Here is a 21,098-nt window from a genome sequence, read left to right on the forward strand (position 1 = left end):
TTTAAAAATACTTATTAAATATAGGATATATACTAAAAATTTTAGAGTTTGTCATTTTTTTTAGTCAACTTTTTCCCGCCGCAAAAAGTTGCAAAAAGTGCAAGGATAGAATTAGTACTAAATCATACTAAAATTGTCTTACATGTAAAATAATTTATTAATTAAAGCCCAAATGTAGCCTTTCGCGAAGCGTATCCGAGTTTATCGAGGATATAAGCTTCTTTGTGGCAACAAAAGAAGTGGGGTTTGGGGCAAAGCCCCAAATATAAAACCAAAACATAAATTTATTTTTGACAAAGTATATTTGTTTAGGTATATCCTAAATTTATACTAAAATGAGTTCTTTTGGTTCTTTTATACCAATACTTACAGTACTTCTTTCGGTCGTAAAAGAACTTGTGTGCGGGGCAAAGCCCTGCAGATATTTAAAATTTAAAGAAATTATTTCTGACAAAATATAGTTGTTTATGTATATACATGAAATTATTATTGTTATTTATAGTAGGAATGTTTTATAGAAATACTTTGTGTTAAAATATTCAATAGCTTTTTTAGTTATTGACTTAATAATTAATATTTATATACTAATAAAAAATAATTATTAGAGAGTATATATGGATTATAAAAAATTAAATGATATTATAGTTTCTATGAGAAGGGATTTGCATCAAATTCCTGAAGTAGGTACAGAACTTCCAAATACAAAAAATTATGTTATAAACAAATTAAAAGAATTAGGACTTTCTTATAAGGAATCTTCAATCGATTCAGGATTAGTTTGCGACATAGGAACTGGTGATAATATAGTTGCTATAAGAGCAGACATGGACGCTTTACCTATACAAGAAGAAACCGGATTTGAATATGCTTCTAAGAATGGTAATATGCATGCCTGCGGACATGATGCTCATACTGCATGTCTTTTAGGTGCTGCACATTATTTACTAGAAAATAAATCAAGATTGAAAGGAACTGTAAGATTAGTTTTTCAAGCTGCTGAAGAATTGGCAGTAGGTGCACATAATATGCTTAATTCTGGTTTACTTAATGGAGTTAAAGCTATAATTGGAACTCATATTGGTACTTTAGCTGCAGATGTACCTAGCGGAGAGTTTGTTATTAAAGAAGGCCCTTTAATGGCATCTAATGATAAAGTATTTATAAAAATTGAAGGAAAAGGTGCACATGGAGCTTATCCCCATCTTTCTGTTGATCCTATATTAACAGCAAGTCAAATAATACAAGGTATTTATAATATAAAAAGCAGAGAAATATCAGCTACAGATCCTGTTATAATTTCAATATGTATGGTTCATGCAGGAACTCAATATAATGTAATACCTACAGAGGTAAATATTGAAGGAACTTTCAGAACTTTTAAAGAGGAAAATAGAGCTTTCATTACTGATAGAATAAAAGAGATAGTAACTTCAATTGCATCAGCTAATAGAGCAAAGGCAGAAGTAAAAATAGAACGCAGAGGGGCACCGGTAGTTAATGATGAAAAAATAGCATCAGAATTGCTTGAAGTTTGTAATGAGCTTGGATTTAAAAAAGCATCTCATTATAATTTATCAATGGCAGGAGAAGATTTTGCAGATTACAGAGAAAAAATTAATGGGGCATTTATGTTATTTTCCACAATGACAGAAAAGAATATACCTCATCATAACAGCAAATTTGAAATAGATGAATCTAAACTTTATCAGCCTTCTATTTTAATGAGTGAATGGGCAATTAAACATTTAGAAAAATTAAATTAAGAATTTTTTTAAAACCCCGCCCTTTATGCTTTATAGCTAGATTTGAAATAAAAATTTTATTTTTTTTATAGCTTAAATAAAAAATATAGCACCCGCCCAAGTTGTTATTAGGTTTGAAGATTTAAATTAACGCACGCTGAGCAGTATTAAAAAAAGGAATTAAATAAAAAATATAATTGTGATTATATTTATAGAGCCGCTTAACGTGCGTATTATTATATACTGAAAATTTTAGAGTTTTTCAAAAAATACAATTTTAAATTTATGTTATTTGTGGGGACTAGCCCCCACACCCCCAGTTCTTTTGTTGGCACAAAGAACCAAAAAGACTGCATTTTTAGGGTATATCCTATATTTAATAGGCATGTTTTTAATATAAAGTTCTAGCAATTGCGTTTTCACGAAGCGTATCCGAGCCTGTCGAGGATATAGCTACTTTGACGAAGTACTCAGAGCGTATGCGGCGGGAAAAAGAACAATAAAAAAAATTGACAAAATATAGTTGTTTAGGTATATAATAAAAAAGCATGCTAATATTATCAGCATGCTTTATTATTTATAAGTAAAAGTTTATTTAATTATAATACCTTTTGTTGGTATGTTTAAAACTTTTATTTCAGATTTTATTTTCTTTTTAATGAAGCTAACTTCCATAGCATTAGAAACTTTTTTAATTATCTTTTCATCATCTTTAACTAAAGCAAGTATTGAAGAACCAGCACCGCTAATAGTAACAGAATAAGCACCAGACTCTTTAGCTTGTTTAAATAACTCTTTAAGCCCAGGAATAAATTTTGCTCTATAATCTTGATGCAGTCTATCATCTGTAGCTACTTCAAGTAAATCAAGTCTGTTAGAAGATAATGCAGAAGTAAGAAGTGCTGCTCTTGAAATATTAAATATAGCATCTTGAAAACTTATTTCTTTAGGCAAAGCATTTCTTGCAATTTCTGTGCTTAAATGAAAATTTGGAATAGCCACTATAGCTTTTAAATTTTTGGGAGGCTTTATTTTTACATATTTGAAATCTTCATTCTTACGTACAACACCGGATATTATTCCTCCAAGTATAGCAGGTGAAACATTATCAGGGTGACCTTCTAATTGAACAGACATATTTAATATATCATCTTCAATGGAAAGTTTGTTTCCAAGAATATAATTAGCAGAAAGAAGTCCCCCAATGATTGCTGCAGAACTGCTTCCAAGTCCGCGTGAAAGAGGTATTCTATTTATACATTTTATGATATATCCTTTTTCAGGTTTTGCTTTTAATTTTTTATATACTAATTTCATGGCATCGAGTATCATATTATTGTCTTTTGATATCTCGTTTTCACCTTCTCCGCTTATTTCAAATTCTATTTTTTTAGAATCTTCATTTGAGTATATATGTATTTCATTATATAAATCTAAAGCAAGACCCACACTGTCGAATCCTGAACCAATATTAGCAGAAGTAGCAGGTATTTTAAAAGTTACTAATTTTTTATTAGATTTATTATTTTTAGATTTATCCATAATTATATTCCTATTGCCTTCCTTATCTCATCAATATTATTATCTACTTTTATAGGTGCATTACAAATTTTTATAGCATTATCAGGATCTTTAAGACCATTACCTGTTAATACAGAAACTACAGTATCACCTTTATTTAATTTTCCAGCCTTATAAGTTTTTATAACACCAGCTAAAGAAGCAGCAGAAGCAGGTTCAGCAAATATACCTTCTTCTCTTGTAAGCATTTTGTATGCCTCTAATATTTCATCATCTGTAACAGAATCAATGAACCCGTTAGATTCATTAGCAGCATTAACAGCAAGTTTCCAGCTAGCAGGATTACCTATTTTTATAGCAGTAGCCAAAGTTTGAGGATTCTCTATAACTCTGTTTTGTACTATAGCAGCAGAACCTTCAGCCTCAAAACCTATCATTTTAGGTAAATTTGATACTTTGCCGTTTTCTTTATACTCTTTAAATCCCATCCAATAAGCTGATATATTTCCAGCATTTCCAACAGGTATAGCTAAATAGTCTGGAGCTTTTCCTAAAGTATCGCAAATTTCAAATGCAGAAGTTTTCTGTCCTTGAAGTCTGAAAGGGTTTATTGAATTTACTAATGTAATAGGATATTTATTTGTAATATCAACAACAGCTTTTAAAGCTTCATCAAAATTTCCTCTTATAGCTATAACTTTAGCACCATACATTAAAGCCTGAGCTAATTTTCCTAAAGCTATGTTTCCATCTGGAATAACTACTATACATTGTATACCGCTTCTAGCAGCATAAGCAGCAGCAGATGCGGAAGTGTTTCCAGTAGAAGCACACATTATAGCTTTTGAATCTTCTTCAAGTGCTTTAGCAACAGCCATTACCATACCTCTGTCTTTAAATGAACCAGTAGGATTAAGTCCGTCATATTTAAAATATAATTCTATTCCTCCAAGTTCCTTTCCTATTTTTTCAGCTTTTATTAAAGGAGTGTTCCCTTCATGTAAGGTTATCAATGGGGTTTTATCTGTAATAGGTAAATATTCCTTATATTCTCTTAAAAGTCCATTCCATGCTTTCATAATATATTCCTTTTTAATAATTATTGATTAATATAAAATAATTATCGTTAATAGTATTTGATATAGGATATAGTATAAACAATAATTTTTCAAGGCTTTTATTTTTATCGGAAAAGTTTTTATTATTAGTTTTATAAAAAATGATTGTAATATTAATAATGTATGATATAATAGCCGGAAATAAAATTTGTAAAAAAATAAATATTATGATTTATAAGAATTTAAAAACGAAACCGATTGTGCAAATACTGCACATTGTAATAATCTTAAAAAAGATTGGAGATTAACTTTTTGTTAGTTTCTAATCTTTTTTTTATTTTAAGGAAAAATCTAAAAAAAATTTAGAATTATAGGAAGGCAAAATTGAAACGTTATTTAATACTTGAAGACGGCAGCCATTATGAGGGCTATGGTTTTGGTTCTGATAATTTTAGAGTAGGTGAATTAGTATTTAATACAGCTATGACAGGTTATCAAGAAGTTTTATCGGATTTATCATATTGCGGACAAATAGCAGTTATGACTTATCCGCTAATTGGTAATTATGGTATAAACAGAGATGATTTTGAAAGTTTGAATCCTGCTATATTCGGGTTCATAGTAAAAGAGGCATGTAAAAGTCCTAATAATTTTAGGAGTGCAGAAAATATAGATGAGTTCTTGAGGCTTAAAGGAATACCTGCTATAGAGAATATTGATACTAGGGCAATAACAAAAAAGATTAGAGAAGTAGGAACATTAAAAGCTATAATGAGCGATACTATAGAAAATAAAGATGATATAGTAAAAATGCTTAAAGAAACTCCATATATGAATGATCATGTTAAAAGAGTTTCTACAAAAAATGCCTTTCCTATTCCTAATAGAGGAAAAAAAGTTGTGCTTATAGATTTTGGTGCAAAGCTAGGCATAATAAGAGAATTAAGTAAAAGAAATTGCGATTTAATAGTTGTTCCTTATGATACCGATGCTAAAACTATAATGAGTTTAAATCCAGACGGAATAATGCTTTCCAATGGCCCTGGGGATCCTAAAGATGTTAAAGATTCTATTAATACAATAAAAGAGCTTATAGGAAAGGTTCCAATATTTGGTATATGTTTAGGACATCAGCTTATAAGTTTGGCATGCGGTGCTAATACAATAAAATTAAAATTCGGACATAGGGGAGGAAATCACCCTGTTAAAGATTTAGAAACTAATAAAGTAAGCATTACAAGCCAAAATCACAGTTATGCTGTTGAAAAAGAAAGTTTACATAATACTGACTTGGTTTTGACTCATGTATCTTTGAATGACGGAAGCTGTGAGGGAGTAAAGCATAAAAAATATCCTGTATTCTCTGTTCAGTATCACCCAGAATCTAATCCTGGACCAGAGGACAGTAAGTATTTATTTGATAAGTTTATTAATATGATGAATGAAGGGGTAAAAAATGCCTAAAAGAACGGATATAAAGAAAATATTAGTAATAGGTTCAGGCCCTATAATTATAGGACAGGCTGCTGAATTTGATTATGCAGGTACTCAAGCATGTCAGTCTTTAAAAGAAGAAGGTTATGAGGTTGTACTTATAAATTCAAATCCTGCTACCATAATGACAGATACTGCAGTAGCTGATAAAGTTTATATAGAGCCTATTAATTTGGATTTTGCTAAAAGAATAATTTATAAAGAAAGACCAGATGCTATACTAGGTTCTCTTGGCGGACAAACTGGTTTAAATTTAGTTGTTGAGCTTGCCAATAGTGGTATATTAGATGAATATAATGTTGAAGTATTAGGTACTGATTTGAATGCTATAAATAGTGCTGAGGACAGAGAGCTTTTTAAACAGCTTATGAATGATATAAATGAGCCAGTTCCGGAAAGTGTTATAGTACATAGTGTTGAGGAAGCTATAGAGTTTGCAAATAAAATAGGTTATCACTTGGTTGTACGTCCTGCTTATACTCTTGGAGGTACCGGCGGAGGATTTGCACGCAATGAAAAAGAATTAATTGAGATATGTGAAACAGGTTTAAAAATAAGCCCTGTTCATGAATGTTTGGTTGAAAGAAGTATTGCCGGATACAAAGAAATAGAATATGAGGTAATGCGTGATAATAATGACAATGCTATAGTGGTATGTAATATGGAAAATGTTGATCCTGTGGGAATACATACCGGAGATAGTATAGTTGTTGCTCCTTGTCAGACATTAAGCGATATTGAAAGCCAAATGCTTAGAAATGTAAGTCTTAAAATAATAAGAGCTTTAAAAATATGCGGAGGCTGTAATGTACAGATTGCATTAGATCCTCATAGTTTTAAGTATTATATAATAGAAGTTAATCCTAGGGTATCACGTTCAAGTGCTTTAGCTAGTAAGGCTACAGGTTATCCTATTGCTAAAATCAGTGCTAAAATAGCTGTAGGCATGACTTTAGATGAAATACTTAATCCTATAACTAAAAAAAGTTTCGCATGTTTTGAGCCTTCTATAGATTATATAGTTACAAAATTCCCAAGACTTCCGTTTGATAAATTCCCTAATGCCGACAGACAATTAGGTACGCAGATGAAAGCTACAGGCGAAGTTATGAGTATAGGACGTACTTTTGAAGAATCATTTTTAAAAGCTGTTCGTTCTCTTGAAATAAAATGCGATCATATAATTCATAAAGATGTTTCTGAATATACTACTAAAAAATTATGGGAGCGTATAGAATTAAGAGATGATTTGAGAATATTTATTATAGCTGAACTTTTAAGACGTAAGGAAGATATAAAAGATATAATAGATATTACTCATATAGATAAATTCTTCTTAGATAAAATAAAAAATATAATTTCATTAGAAGAAAAATTATATAAAAATAAAATGGATATAGAAGTTCTAAGAGAATGCAAAGAGAGAGGATTTTCAGACAGTTATATATCTAAAGTTTGGAATATTGATGAAATGGATATATACAAATTAAGACATGAAAATGATATAGTTCCAGTATACAAAATGGTTGATACTTGTGCAGGAGAATTTGAAAGTGAAACTCCTTATTTCTATTCTACTTATGAAAATGAAAATGAATCTATAAAAAGCGATAAAGAAAGTATAATAGTTCTTGGTTCCGGCCCTATAAGAATAGGTCAGGGTGTAGAGTTTGATTATTCTACAGTTCATTCAGTTATGACTATAAGAGAAGCAGGGTATGAGGCTATAGTAATAAACAATAATCCGGAAACTGTTTCAACTGATTTTTCTATATCTGATAAACTTTATTTTGAACCTTTAACTATAGAAGATGTTATGCATATTGTAGAGCTTGAGAAACCTAAAGGTGTTATAGTACAGTTCGGAGGACAGACTGCAATCAATTTATCTGAAAAACTTGTGAAGCATGGAGTTAATATACTTGGTACTTCTTTAGAAAATATTAACAGAGCAGAAGACAGACATGAATTTGAAGAAATGTTAAAATCTCTTAATATACCACAGCCTAAAGGTGAAACTGCAATAACAGTTGATGAGGCTTTAGCAATAGCAAAAGATATAGGCTATCCTGTTTTAGTTCGTCCTAGTTATGTACTTGGCGGACGTGCTATGGAAATAGTTTATAATGATGCTGCTTTAAAAATCTATATGGAAACTGCAGTAAAAGAGGTAAGCAATAAAGCTCCTATACTTATTGATAAATATATTATAGGAAAGGAACTTGAAACTGATGCTATTGCTGATAGTGAACATAATGTATTTATACCAGGTGTAATGGAGCATATAGAGAGAGCTGGAATTCACTCTGGGGATTCTATAAGCGTATATCCGGCTCAAACTATTTCTAAAAAGGTAAAGGATAGTATTATTGATTATACTAAGAGAATAGGCGAAGGATTTAATTTTATAGGTCTTTATAATATACAATTTATAGTTGATAGAGATGATAATGTTTATGTACTTGAGGTTAATCCTAGAAGCAGCAGAACTGTACCATTTTTAAGTAAAATAACTAATGTTCCAATGGCTAATATTGCTACTATGTGCATACTTGGAAAATCATTAAGAGAACAAGGTTATAATAATTTGTATAAAAAAGAATCTGATAAAGTATTTGTTAAAGCTCCTGTATTCTCTTTTGCTAAATTAAGAAGAGTAGATACTATACTTGGCCCTGAGATGAAAAGTACCGGTGAGGCTTTGGGTTTTGATATTAATTTTGAAAAGGCATTGTATAAAGCTTTGATAGCAAGCGGAATCAGAATACCTTTACAAGGAAATGTTCTTTTTACAATAGCAGATGATAATAAGCCTGAAATTTTAGATATGGCAAAAAGATTTTCTAATATAGGTTATGGAATATATGCTACTAAAGGAACAGCTGATTTTTTGAAAAAAGAAGGTTTATATGTAAAAGAAGTTTCAAAGATTGCTGAGGAAGGAGTAGAAAATATAATAGATACCATAAGACTAGGAAAAGTTGATTATGTTATCAATACTATAAAAACAGATAAAAATACTCATTCCGATAGTTTAGAATTAAGACGTGCTTCTGCTGAAAATAATATATCATGTATTACTTCATTAGATACGGCTTATGCTTTGCTTAGAGTAATAGAATCTATGAACTTTAGTATAATGCCTATTGCTTGATTATACTGAAATAAATATACTTTGTAAATAGAATTAATATTTTTTATATTTGGGGCTTTGGTGAGAACACATACATGCTGATTTGTGTTCTTACACAAGCCTTATTTTTTCACCGAAAATTTTTAAGTTTGTCATTTTTTTATTCAACTTTTTCCCGCAGCACACGCTCTGCGGACTTCGTCAAAGTTGCAAAAAGTGCAAATATAAAATTAGTATTAAATCATACTATTTATGTTTTACATGTAAGATAAATTACTAAATTTAAGTCGAAATGCAGCCTTTTTGCTTCTTTGTGGCACGCCAAAGGCACTCCCTTCGGTCGCAAAAGAAGTGGGGGGTTACGAAGTACGCAGAGCGGTGGGCAAAGCCCCAAATATAAAACCAAAACATAAATTTATTTTTGACAAAATATAATTGTTTAACTGTATATTAATAATAAATTTAAAAAAGATTGGTAGATTTTTCTATTCATCTTTTTTATTTTAAATGCTTTTAATAATTCAAAAAATATTTATAATAAATTTGTTTTTATTAATACAATTTTATAATAAGGATTAATGTATGAGTTTAGAAAATAAGCTTAAATCTGCAATATTAGGTCTGGCTGTTGGCGATGCTTTAGGAGTTCCTTATGAATTTATTTCTAGGGATATTATAAAAAATAATCCTTGTAAAGATATGATTGGATACGGCACTCATAATAAAAAAGCAGGTACTTGGTCTGATGATACAAGTTTAACATTATGTTTACTTGATAATTTGAATAGTAAAAATATAAATTATAATGATATTATGGATAGTTTTGCATTATGGTATGATAAAGGTCATTACACTGCTGACGGAGATACATTTGATATTGGAATAACTACAAGAGATGCTATAGATAATTATAAAAACGGAAAAAATCCTATAAAATGCGGATTATCTGATGAATATAGTAATGGAAACGGCTCTTTGATGAGGATACTTCCTATTGCATTTTATATAAAAAAATATTTTGATGGTAAATTATTTGAAAATAGTGAAGCAATAAATATAATATACAATGTTTCTTCATTAACTCATTCTCATAAAAGAAGTTTGATAGCTTGTGTAATATATACCGCAATAGTATTGAATTTAATAAATGACATGAAAATTGAAGAAGCTATTAATAAAGCATTAAAAGACTCTTTTAATTATTATAAAAATGAAAAAGAGATTAATAATTATAAAAGAATATTTGATTCTGATTTTAAAAAACTTAATGATACAAAAATACAAAGCAGCGGATATGTTGTTAATACATTAGAGGCTTCTATATGGATATTATTAAATACTTCAAACTACAAAGATGCTGTATTAAAAGCCGTTAATTTGGGAGATGATACTGATACTACTGCGGCAGTTACTGGAGGACTTGCAGGTTTATATTATTGTGTTGATAATATTCCAAGTAAGTGGATTGATACTTTAATTAATAAAGAATTGATAATAAATATTTGCAGTAAATTTTTTAAATAATTATATTTATTGGAATTAATATGACAAAAACTAATTTTTCTATAATATACAAAATAGTAATAATTATAATTGGTGCTTTTGCTGTGCTTCATGGATTTTTTTATGATAATTTTAAACTTGATATAGAAACTGCATACTATTTTACATATCAAAGTAATATACTTGTAATAGTTTATTTTATTTTAGATATTATTAATATTATAAAGAAAAAAGAAACATTTTATCCAAGATTTAAAGGTGCAGTTACAATGTCAATAACTGTTACATTTTTAGTATATCATTTTTTATTAAGCCCAACGGCTGATAAATACGAAGGTTTGGCATATATAAGAAATTTAATAGTTCATTATATACTTCCAATTATGACTATTTTTGATTATGTTATTTTTGATAAGAAAGGAATTTATAAAATAATTGATCCTCTGCTTTGGCTTATAATACCATTTGTATATTTTGCTTTTATACTTATAAGGGCTAGAATAGGAAGTCCTTTTTCTGACGGAAGTTATTATACTTACTTTTTTGTTGATATAGATAAATACGGACTTAAAACAGTTTTAAGAAATGTATTTTTTATAACTTTGTTTTTTGCTTTTTTGGGTTATATAGAATATTTTATTGACAGATTTTTTAATAAAGCGTTTAGTAAACATAATAAATAATTTTACTTTTTTATTTAATTGTATATAATAGCTTACATATAGATAAAAGGATTTTACATGATTATAAATACTATAATAGAAAAAGATGAAAATGGATATTTTGCCTTTGTGCCAGAACTTAAAGGCTGTGTAAGTGAAGGTGAAACTTTTGAAGAAGTTAAGTCAAATATAAAGGAAGCTATAGAACTTTATTTAGAAAGTATGAGCGAAGATGAATTAAAGCAATTAGAAAATAAAGATTATTCAATAACTCCTATAGAGGTTGCAGTTGAAAGATAAATTACCTAAATTAAACGCCAAAGAAGCTGAAAAACTTTTATTTGATAATGGTTTTGTTTTAGATAGACAAAAGGGAAGCCATAGAATATATAAAAAAGATAATAAACGAATGGTTATCCCTTTTCATACTTCTAAAATATTGCATCCTAAAATAATAAAAGAACTTTTTGATATTATAGAATAATTTTTAAAGTGTCTGATTAAAAGCTGTAATCAAGCACTTTAATATTACTTAATTTTATTTATTAAATTCATCGGATATGGCATTAATTATATCTATTATTTTTGCTGCCATATTTTCAGGAGTTTTTACTTCTATTGATTTTAATTCATTATTGATACCAAAATAATATCCATCTTCTCCATCATGCCAAGCTCCATCACAGTGATTTTGTAATATTTTATACATTTTATCATTATCAGTATCTTCGCAGTAATAATATATCCCTATATCTTCTCTTATTCTCTTTTTATCAGCAAAAGAATATTTTATATATAAATAAAAATATTTACAGTTACAAACATCTTTAAATCCAATATGATATGTATTTTCATTATCAGCAGTAGTTTCTATATTTGTATATTTTTCTTTTAATTTAGCCACGAGCTGTTTGTAGAAATCTAATTTTTTATTATATATTTCTTCACTTACAGCATTAAATAAAATTGCATATTCATCTATTTTATTTAAATCCATTTCTTTTTTAAAATCTTCATTTTTTTCTAAATGATTTTTTATAATTTCTTTTGACATATTTTTCTCCCTATTAATATTGCTTATTAAATATTCATTGTCTCTAATTTGTATTAAAGCTGAGTATAATGACTGATATTTCTTGTCTGTTAAAGCTGGAAATTTTTCTATTATATCATTATTTATAAAATCGCCTATATCTTCATGAGATAAACATATAAGTCTATTTTCTTTTAAAAGTTTATCTTTCCTGCATGAAGATAAAGATTTTTCGGAAGGTTCTTTTCCATCTATAGTTAAATATATTATGAATGTATTTCCTTTATTCTCTGATAATTCTTTATAATATCTTTCTAATTGAGCTTCTTGGTCATCAGCATTGATTTTGTTTTCTATGATTAATTGGAAAGAGGCGTTTTTTATAAATAAATCAAGTCTTCCGCTTGATATTGCATATTCATTAAACACTGATATATGAGTATTGTCTATATTACTAATATATTTTTCAGCAAATTTTCTTGCTATGTTTAAATCTTCATTATTAATTTTTGCATTGAATTTTAATAGATTAAACAATAATATGCTGTTATTTACCTCATCAAAACTTTCTTTTATAGAATTTATGAGATTAATTTCAGGACTAATTTTTTCTTTAATATCATTGAAAATACTTTGCTTTTCATTTAAGACAAAGTTTAGTAGATTTTCTGCCGTCATTTATTATGCTCCTTTAATTTAAGAATATTATATTATATTATATTATATTATATGCTTAAAGTCAATATTATAAATAAAATATGTGCATAATAAAATAAATTACTATGCACAAAATAAAAACTGTTTGTTTTATAAAGCAGGTAAATGTCTTCCTTTATTAGGACCATTTGGATGTCTGATACAATTATTGTTTGTTAAAGCTGATATTGAATTAGCTTTTGTTCCGCAATATTTACAGAAATATTCGGATTTTTCATCTCCTTCATAAAGTTTGTGTCTCCCTTTATTAGGACCATTTGGGTGTCTGATACAATTATTGTTTGTCAAAGCTGATATTGAATTTGCTTTTGTTCCGCAGTATTCACAGTAAAAATTTTGAGCCATATAAAGCCTCCTGTATTTAATATTTATTTTATATTATTAACATAGCATATTACTATGACAAAAATTGTCGCAAAATTTAGTTATTATAAAAAAGTGATAAAAAAATATATTTAATTTATATTCAAAAAAAGCGTCAAAATTTGTCATGTCTATAAATTATAATTAAATTGAAAATAAATATTAAAAGGATATAATCTTATGGAAGAATTAGACAGACAAAATAAAAAATATATTATACAAGATAAAAACGATTACTATTATAGCAAACATTCATTAAATTATTTTTTAGAAGAACTTGATAAACTTATAAAGAAAAATAATATAGAAATAAAAGAAGAAGATAAACTCATAATAAATGATCATCATAATTGTTCAGTATATACTTTTATAAGAGTATTAGAAAAATATTTAATAAGAATTAACTTTGAACAGTTTGTGCATCCAGACCCAGAAATACAAAAAGACTTATTGGGCTGGGATTATAAATGTTTATTAGAAAAGGATAAATTTCCAGATATTTATGAAGAGTATCATAATGATAAATTTCCTATACTAGATGATGAGTTTTCAGAATTGCATGTGTATGTAGAAGATGATGGAATGTATGAACTATTAATTCCTTCTTGGCATTATGAATATGATGACGGCGAGTACAGAGATTTTATAGAAAAAGAAGATGAAGAAGATTATAAAGAAAATAAAAAAGATAAAAAAGAAATGATTTCTGAAAAGTATAGAAAGAATGGATCAATATATTTTGAAACTAAAGAATTAGTTGATGAGTTTTTTGAAAGCGGGGAAGTTGATTCAAGAACTTGGTCTAGCGAATGGGGAAGCGAAAATAAAAATGAAGCAATGAAGTATTTTGACGAAAGGCTTGATAAACATTGGGAAGAAGAATACCAAAGAGAATTGGATAAATACAATATCACAGATGATGATGATTGTATGAAAAGTTATATTATATATGATGAAGAAGATATTGATTATTATTTTGAAAATAGAGATTTATTTTCATTCCCATTTTTTATAACAGGATACAATGAATTATTTGAGCATTTTTATAAAAAGCTGATGAAAGATAGGGAAGAAGTTAATAATTCTATAAATGATGATATAAAAGAGAAATGCGACAGACTATTATATGATTATATTTTGGGTTACAGTCCTAATCATAGATTTGCTCCTAATAAAGCCCTTTATGTATTAAAAGAATATATCAAAGAAAATTACAAAGATAATTCCAAAGAGTATATTGATTTGGCTTTAAGGTACATTATGAATTATACAAGACATTTAGACAGGGATAAACTTATAGAAAGATATTTCAAAGGTGATAATAGATTTTTATATAAGCTGTAATTATTTATACTGATTTATTATTTAAAAACCTCCCGTGAAGCCGTTTTTTGTACCTCTATATAATTAAAAATAATAAAAATATAGGAGCTACACTATGAAAAAATCATACACTTTAGAAGAAATTGAAAAAATTATTGATGAAAATGAAAGAGGAGTTAATAAAAATAAAGATGAAAATGAAGATATAATACAAATTTTAGATGAGAAAAAATATATAGCAAAAATACTAGAAGAATACTTAAAAAAAGATAATCAAAATATAAAGTTAATGCTTCTTCTTGCTAAGGTATATAATAGTATTTATCAGTCAGAAGAAGCTATTAGAATATTAAAGAGAGTTGTTAAATTAGATGCTTATGATGATAAAAATTGGTTTTATTTATCATATTCTTATTACTGTATAGGTGAACATAAAAAGGCATTAATAAATATTAAAAAAGCTATAGGAATAAATGATAATGACTATATCTATTTTTATATATTAGGCTTCATTTATACTCGTATGAGTAAACATAATGATGCATTTTATAATTATCAAAAGGCTTCAAATATTAATAATACATCTATTTCATCAGAAGTTTTATCTTATGGAGTTAATTTAATATTAAAAACATGTTTAAAATTAAAAAAACATAAATATGCTGTAGATTTCCTTAAAAGATTAATTAGTATCTATAATAATGATGAAACTTTATGTGTATTGGGAGAAGCTTATTTAGAAAATGAAGAATATGATAATTCAATAAAATGCTTCAATGAAATATTAGAAAGAAATAATAAGTCATATTTTCATTGTATGCATTCTGCTTTTGATTCTTTGATTCTTGTCTATACAAAAATAAAAGAATATAGAAAGCCTGTAGAGTTATATAAAAAATATATAAAAGAAGATACATCTATAGCATATAGGTTTTTCAAATTTACTACAGGATTCAAAGAAATTGATAATTATGAGTATTGTATTAAAGCGTATAATGAGCTTATCGAAGAAGAACCTCATAAAATAGTTTATTATGAAGGGTTATCAGGTGTGTATGAATTTATTTTTGATTTGAATAAAGCTATAGAAGTATGTGAAGATTGTATTAAGAAAAATAATAGTTTTGATTATGATTTTTATTATGATCTAGGCTTTTTATATTATAGAACAAAACAGTACGATAAAGCTATTGAATATTATATTAAAGCTGTAAACATAATGGATGCTGATAATAATAATAACAGAATTTTTCTGAATATAGCTGATATATATTGTTATAAAATGAATAAATTTAATGAGGCATTAGAATATTATAATAAAGCTATACATTTAGATGATGAAAATATTATACGTTGTTATGAGGGAATTATATATGTGTTTAATAAATTATCAAGATTTGAAGAGAGAGATATTTTAATTTCAAAGATAATAGAACTTTATAAAAAAGAGAGTATAGAATATTATCTTGAAGAGACTGCCGATTTATATGCTAAAATTGATGAAGATGAGAAGGCTTTATCATATTATGAAAAATATTATATAGAAAATCCAGAAGATATATATGTCTTAGAAACAATTTCAGAAATTTATCAGAAAATAAATCAGCCTGACAAAGCAAAAGAATACTATAACAAATATACAGAACTTCTTAAAAAACGTTTTGCTGAAGATCCTAAATATATTAAACGTTTAAGAAAATTAGCAAAATCATTTTTAGAAAATGAAAATAATATAGAAATAGATTTAGAAAAAAGAATGAAAGCTGTAGGAGATATATATAAAAGAGTTTTAATATTAAACCCTAATGATCATGAAGCAAATAAATTTTTCAATAAGTAAAATTTATTTTGTATTATCTATTTCAAGCTTAATAAATAAAATATAGGAGCTACACTATGAAAAAATCATACACTTTAGAAGAAATCGAAAATATAATAAACAAAGAATGTTCTTATGAACCCGATGAATTTGATAATCAATCAGATAATAAAGAAAATGATGAAGATTATCAAAATAATGATGAGAATAATAATGAAAATATAATTGATAAAGTTATAGAAGTATTAAAAGAGTATATTAAAAAAGATAAAAATAATACAAAAGCTTTAACTTTATTAGGAAGAGCATATTATTCTAATAGAGATAATAAAAAAGCAGAAAAGCTATTTAAAAAAATTTTGTTAATAAACCCTAATGATGATAAAGTATTATACTATACAGCGATCAATTATATATATAATTTTAGAGGAAATGAAAAATATAATGAAGCATTAAAACTTATTAAAAAAGCTATAGAATTAAATGAAAATGATTCAGCATATTGGCATATTTTAGGAGATATTAATTATGAAAATGAAAATTATTATGCGGCAATAGAGTATGCTGAAAAAGCAGTTAAGTTAAATAAAAGCTATGTTGTTAATGATAGTAATTATATGGAATATTATCTTACTGTGATAGGAGAATCATATTTTAAATTGGGTAAATATGATGAAGCAATAGAAGTGTTTAAAGAAATAATAAAACTTCCTCGTCATGATCAAAGCGATTTTATGTATTTAGGATTATCATATTTTGAGAAAAAAGAATATGATAAGGCAATAGAAAATTATGAGAAGGTATTGGAAATTGATCCTTCTTGTGATTATATTGAAAATATTAGTGCAATAAATGCATTAGCTAAATCTTATATGGCTTTAGGAGAGTATCAGAAAGGAATTGATGCATATAAAGAATATATTAAAAAACATGAATGGCGTTGGATAAGATATCTATATAATAAAGATATTGAAGATTATAAATATTTGATAGAAGCATTTAATCAGCTTATAGATGAAGAGCCTAGTAATTTTGAATATTATGATGGATTAGAAACTATATATTCTTATGATTTGAATATATGTGATAAAGCGGCTAATGTACTTGAAAAATATTTACTGAATAATAAAGAGGATATTAATTATAGAGTTTATGGAACTTTAGCTGATTTATATAAAAATATTTACAGATATGATGAAGCTATTGAAATGTGTAATAAACTTATGGAAATTAATGATTTTGATAGTTATTATTATTCTATTTTAGGACATATTTATCAAGAAATTAAAAATTATGATAAGGCTTTAGAGATGTATGAAAAATATTTGAATTTTGAATGCAGAAGCAGCGGAAATGTTTATTGTAATATGACAAAATTATTGGGTTTATATGAGCAGCTTTCAAAACATGATAAAAGAGATTTATTTATTAATAAAGCTATTAATTATTATATTGATAAGAATGATTATAAAGGATTATATAATTTATATTTGCATATAGGTGAAAAATACAAGGCTATTGAGTATTATAAAAAATATATTGATTTAGAAGACAATAAAAAATATGGCTATAATTTCACAGCTATTGCAGAGACTTATGAAAGTTTAGGAGAAAAGGAAAATGCAGAAGAATATTATAAAAAAGCAATAGAGATTTATGAAAATGAAAAATATAAAAGTTGTTGGAGTTTAGAGATTATAGGAGATTTATATAATTCTATAGGTAATAAAAACAAAGCTATTGAAACATATAAAAAAGCTATAAAAGTTGAAATAAAAAGTGCTAGTTGTATGTTCAGAAGAGAAAACAGATGGGAGAGAAAAGAATTTAAAGGTTATTATTCAAAGGAAATAGGCGATTTATATATAAAAATAGGAAATAAAAATAAGGCATTAAAGTGCTATAAACATGCTGTTTCATTAGAACCTAATCGTGAAGAGTATTATATATCAATTGCTGAAGTTTATAATGATCTTAATGAAAAAGACTTGTCAAAAGAATATTATCAAAAGGCTATAGATATTGATAAAAAATATTTTGAGACTCGTCCATATAGATGTGATACTTTAAAAGAAATGGCCGAATTATATTTAAAAATTGATGATAAAGAAAATGCCAAAGAGTGTTACAAAAAAATTTTAGAAATCAATATTTATGATGATGAAGCTAAAGATTTTTTAAAAACACTTGATTAATAATATAAATTTTTATTAGTAGTATAAAAATATATTTAAAACATTATTTTTTATACTACTAATATATACCTGAACAACTATACTTTGTCAAAAATAATTTTTTTCAATTTTAAATATCTGCAGGGCTTTGCCCTTACGAAGTACACAGCGTGCAGCACCCCGCTTCTTTTGCCGACGCTCTGCGTGCCGTAGGCAGCAACTTTTTTGTGCGGCAAAAAAGTTGATAATTAAATTCTTTTTTTATATTTCTACAATATGCATTCTAAAATAATGGTATTACAGAATAATTTTTAATTTGCCTGATTAAAAGTTTTAACTGATCTGCTTAATATATAAATTAAATGTAAAATAATATTATAAAAATATTTCATAATAACATAATTTTTTATTAGCAGTATGAAAATATATTGAAAACATTATTTATATTTGTTATACTACTAATATTAAGGGGGATATTATGGGAAAATTATATTCTTTGGAAGAAATAGAAAAAATTATTAATGATTTTCTTATTCATTCATTAGATGAAGATTATGAGAAAATAACTGAAATTATTAGCATGTTTAATGAATCATTAGCTGAATATGAAGACTATAATAAAGCTTTATTTTTATTAGGTATGGCTTATTATTCAACTTGGCAATTTGAATGTATAGATATATTTAAAAAGGCTGCTGTATTAGAAAAAGATAATGATAAATATTGGTATTTTTTATCTAAATCTTATTTTGAAAAAGGAAAATATGATAAGTCTAAAAAAATTCTTAAAAAAACATTAAAATTAAATGCCAATGATTCTGCTTATTGGTTTTTATTAGGTAGAATTTATTTTATATCAAAAGATTATGAGAAGTCATTACGCTTTTATAAAAGAGCCATGATGTTAAATAATACTAATATTGTTGATAGAGAAAATAGTATTTATCATTATATACGTTATATTGCTGATAATTATTTTCAATTAAAAAAATATAATAAAGTTATAAAGTATTATGAGAAAATAGAAAAAGAATATAATTTTAATGAATATGATTATATGTATTTGGCTTTGTCTTATAAAAAGATAAAAAATTATGATAAGTCTATAGAAAATTTCAAAAAAGCATTAGAAATTAATAATCGCAGCTATTTATATAATGAAGAATCTCCATGCATAAATAATTTAGCAAAGACATATATAAAAATAGGTAAGTATAGAGAAGCAATTGAATTATATAAAGATTTTATAAAAAAAGAATCTAATGGAAATGGATTAATACTTATTCCATATAGTCTTAATGGTATAGATGATTATAAATATTTAATATCCGCTTTTGATGAACTTATAGAAGAAGAACCTCATAATTTAAATTATTATAATGATCTTTTTTCTATATATAAATTTAATTTAAATTTATATGATAAAGCTATTGAAGTATATGAAAAATATATATCCAATAATACAGATATTGACTCCTGTATTTATGAGAAATTATCCTCTTTATATTCTCAAGTATTTAGATATGATAAGGCTATTGAAACTTATAATAAATTGATAGAAATTAATGGAGAAAATGAATCTTATTGTATTTCACTTGGAGAGATTTATAACATAATAGGAGATTATGAGAGAGCTGTATATTTTTATGAAAAAGTTATTAATCTTGAAAATATTTATCAAAATACTTTTGAAGAGATTTGTATATTGCTTTTAGATTTATATGCCAAGCTTTCAAGATTTGATGATAGAAACGCTCTTATAAGTAAGGCTTATAATTATTATCTTAACGAAGAAGATTATAATAGTATAGCCAATTTATATATTCATATAGGGGAAAAAGATAAGGCTATAGAAATTTATAAAAAGATAATAGAATTAGATACATATAGTAATATAGATTGTACAGATTATTATATAAAGATTGCTAATATTTATAAAGAAATAAATCAAGAGTCTACAGCAAATGAATATTATCAAAAAGCTATAGATATTTACGAGGAAAAATTAAAAACAGATGATTCAGGATATTATTTAGGTTTATTATGCAATTTATATATGATTATTGGCAATAAGGATAAATCTGTTTTATATTATAAAGAATATATAGAAATGCTTATAAAAGAAAGTAAAGCAGAAATGGAAAATGAAGGAAATGATCATATCAGTTGGTCTAAGGCATTAGAAATAGCATCTTCGTATAGAAAAATAGGAGATGCAGAGAATGCTATAAAATATTATGAATATGCTTTATATGATAATGCAGATCTTGAATACTGTTATGATTCGATTGCCGAAATTTATGATGAGATTAATGAAAAAGAAAAAGCAAAAGAATATTATCAAAAGTCAATAGATCTTCATAAAAAATATTTTGAAACACATTCATATCATTGTGATAGTCTAAAAGAAATGGCAAAATTATATTTAAAAATTGATGATAAAGAAAAAGCAAAAGAATGTTATCAAAAAGTTTTGGATATAAATATTTATGATAATGAAGTAAAAGAATATTTAGAAAAATTGAATATATAAATTTTGATAATTATATTTTGTTA

General features: G+C 26.2%; 15 protein-coding genes. 11 read left to right on the top strand and 4 right to left on the bottom strand.

Annotation, left to right across the window (positions count from 1 at the left end; genetic code table 11):
• Window positions 1-614: 614 nt before the first annotated feature.
• Window positions 615-1,763, top strand: coding sequence for a M20 metallopeptidase family protein (locus R4K56_RS08540; protein ID WP_335772650.1), 1,149 nt, complete (start codon window positions 615-617; stop codon window positions 1,761-1,763).
• A 570-nt stretch (window positions 1,764-2,333) separates the two neighbouring features.
• Here R4K56_RS08540 and thrB read toward each other — a convergent pair.
• Together thrB and thrC are read right to left on the bottom strand one after the other, a co-directional pair.
• Window positions 2,334-3,284, bottom strand: a complete 951-nt coding sequence (thrB, locus tag R4K56_RS08545; protein WP_335772651.1) for a homoserine kinase — start codon at window positions 3,282-3,284, stop codon at window positions 2,334-2,336.
• Between the two features lie 2 nt (window positions 3,285-3,286).
• On the bottom strand, window positions 3,287-4,342 hold the full coding sequence (gene thrC, locus R4K56_RS08550) for a threonine synthase (protein ID WP_335772652.1): 1,056 nt from the start codon (window positions 4,340-4,342) through the stop codon (window positions 3,287-3,289).
• Between the two features lie 363 nt (window positions 4,343-4,705).
• On the opposite strand from thrC, the gene carA reads away from it, so the two are divergent.
• From carA to R4K56_RS08580, 6 genes are all read left to right on the top strand, one after another.
• Window positions 4,706-5,785 (top strand): glutamine-hydrolyzing carbamoyl-phosphate synthase small subunit, encoded by a 1,080-nt coding sequence (gene carA / locus R4K56_RS08555; protein WP_297299417.1) that lies wholly within the window; start codon window positions 4,706-4,708, stop codon window positions 5,783-5,785.
• On the top strand, window positions 5,778-8,969 hold the full coding sequence (carB, locus tag R4K56_RS08560) for a carbamoyl-phosphate synthase large subunit (protein ID WP_335772653.1): 3,192 nt from the start codon (window positions 5,778-5,780) through the stop codon (window positions 8,967-8,969). Before carA ends, carB begins: the two co-directional genes overlap by 8 nt.
• Before the next feature lie 561 nt (window positions 8,970-9,530).
• Window positions 9,531-10,472: an ADP-ribosylglycohydrolase family protein gene (locus R4K56_RS08565; RefSeq protein WP_335772654.1), complete on the top strand. Its 942-nt coding sequence runs from the start codon at window positions 9,531-9,533 to the stop codon at window positions 10,470-10,472.
• 20 nt (window positions 10,473-10,492) lie between these two features.
• Window positions 10,493-11,134 carry a Pr6Pr family membrane protein gene (locus tag R4K56_RS08570; protein WP_335772655.1) on the top strand — a complete coding sequence of 214 codons (642 nt, stop codon included), beginning with the start codon at window positions 10,493-10,495 and terminating at the stop codon, window positions 11,132-11,134.
• A gap of 57 nt (window positions 11,135-11,191) precedes the next feature.
• On the top strand, window positions 11,192-11,413 hold the full coding sequence (locus R4K56_RS08575) for a type II toxin-antitoxin system HicB family antitoxin (RefSeq protein ID WP_048594727.1): 222 nt from the start codon (window positions 11,192-11,194) through the stop codon (window positions 11,411-11,413).
• On the top strand, window positions 11,403-11,597 hold the full coding sequence (locus R4K56_RS08580; protein WP_297299424.1) for a type II toxin-antitoxin system HicA family toxin: 195 nt from the start codon (window positions 11,403-11,405) through the stop codon (window positions 11,595-11,597). Before R4K56_RS08575 ends, R4K56_RS08580 begins: the two co-directional genes overlap by 11 nt.
• A 54-nt stretch (window positions 11,598-11,651) precedes the next feature.
• Here R4K56_RS08580 and R4K56_RS08585 read toward each other — a convergent pair whose 3' ends face one another.
• Together R4K56_RS08585 and R4K56_RS08590 are read right to left on the bottom strand one after the other, a co-directional pair.
• Window positions 11,652-12,824: a PD-(D/E)XK nuclease family protein gene (locus tag R4K56_RS08585; protein WP_335772656.1), complete on the bottom strand. Its 1,173-nt coding sequence runs from the start codon at window positions 12,822-12,824 to the stop codon at window positions 11,652-11,654.
• Between the two features lie 129 nt (window positions 12,825-12,953).
• Window positions 12,954-13,208 (bottom strand): hypothetical protein, encoded by a 255-nt coding sequence (locus R4K56_RS08590; RefSeq protein WP_028329288.1) that lies wholly within the window; start codon window positions 13,206-13,208, stop codon window positions 12,954-12,956.
• 198 nt (window positions 13,209-13,406) lie between these two features.
• Here R4K56_RS08590 and R4K56_RS08595 point away from each other — a divergent pair, with 198 nt between their 5' ends.
• From R4K56_RS08595 to R4K56_RS08610, 4 genes are all read left to right on the top strand, one after another.
• Window positions 13,407-14,570 (top strand): hypothetical protein, encoded by a 1,164-nt coding sequence (locus R4K56_RS08595; protein WP_335772657.1) that lies wholly within the window; start codon window positions 13,407-13,409, stop codon window positions 14,568-14,570.
• A gap of 94 nt (window positions 14,571-14,664) precedes the next feature.
• On the top strand, window positions 14,665-16,389 hold the full coding sequence (locus R4K56_RS08600) for a tetratricopeptide repeat protein (RefSeq protein WP_335758362.1): 1,725 nt from the start codon (window positions 14,665-14,667) through the stop codon (window positions 16,387-16,389).
• A 56-nt stretch (window positions 16,390-16,445) separates the two neighbouring features.
• Window positions 16,446-18,563: a tetratricopeptide repeat protein gene (locus R4K56_RS08605; RefSeq protein WP_335772658.1), complete on the top strand. Its 2,118-nt coding sequence runs from the start codon at window positions 16,446-16,448 to the stop codon at window positions 18,561-18,563.
• 457 nt (window positions 18,564-19,020) lie between these two features.
• A complete protein-coding gene (locus R4K56_RS08610; RefSeq protein WP_335772659.1) occupies window positions 19,021-21,075 on the top strand; it encodes a tetratricopeptide repeat protein in 2,055 nt (684 codons plus the stop codon).
• The last annotated feature ends 23 nt before the right edge of the window (window positions 21,076-21,098 follow it).

It is taken from the genome of Brachyspira pulli (genome assembly GCF_036997785.1).
Lineage (GTDB): Bacteria > Spirochaetota > Brachyspiria > Brachyspirales > Brachyspiraceae > Brachyspira > Brachyspira pulli.

Coding starts and splice junctions, on each gene's coding strand:
- R4K56_RS08540 (WP_335772650.1), top strand. CDS start 615: ATGGATTATAAAAAATTAAATGATATTATAGTTTCTATGAGAAGGGAT.
- thrB (WP_335772651.1), bottom strand. CDS start 3,284: ATGGATAAATCTAAAAATAATAAATCTAATAAAAAATTAGTAACTTTT.
- thrC (WP_335772652.1), bottom strand. CDS start 4,342: ATGAAAGCATGGAATGGACTTTTAAGAGAATATAAGGAATATTTACCT.
- carB (WP_335772653.1), top strand. CDS start 5,778: ATGCCTAAAAGAACGGATATAAAGAAAATATTAGTAATAGGTTCAGGC.
- R4K56_RS08565 (WP_335772654.1), top strand. CDS start 9,531: ATGAGTTTAGAAAATAAGCTTAAATCTGCAATATTAGGTCTGGCTGTT.
- R4K56_RS08570 (WP_335772655.1), top strand. CDS start 10,493: ATGACAAAAACTAATTTTTCTATAATATACAAAATAGTAATAATTATA.
- R4K56_RS08575 (WP_048594727.1), top strand. CDS start 11,192: ATGATTATAAATACTATAATAGAAAAAGATGAAAATGGATATTTTGCC.
- R4K56_RS08585 (WP_335772656.1), bottom strand. CDS start 12,824: ATGACGGCAGAAAATCTACTAAACTTTGTCTTAAATGAAAAGCAAAGT.
- R4K56_RS08590 (WP_028329288.1), bottom strand. CDS start 13,208: ATGGCTCAAAATTTTTACTGTGAATACTGCGGAACAAAAGCAAATTCA.
- R4K56_RS08595 (WP_335772657.1), top strand. CDS start 13,407: ATGGAAGAATTAGACAGACAAAATAAAAAATATATTATACAAGATAAA.
- R4K56_RS08600 (WP_335758362.1), top strand. CDS start 14,665: ATGAAAAAATCATACACTTTAGAAGAAATTGAAAAAATTATTGATGAA.
- R4K56_RS08605 (WP_335772658.1), top strand. CDS start 16,446: ATGAAAAAATCATACACTTTAGAAGAAATCGAAAATATAATAAACAAA.
- R4K56_RS08610 (WP_335772659.1), top strand. CDS start 19,021: ATGGGAAAATTATATTCTTTGGAAGAAATAGAAAAAATTATTAATGAT.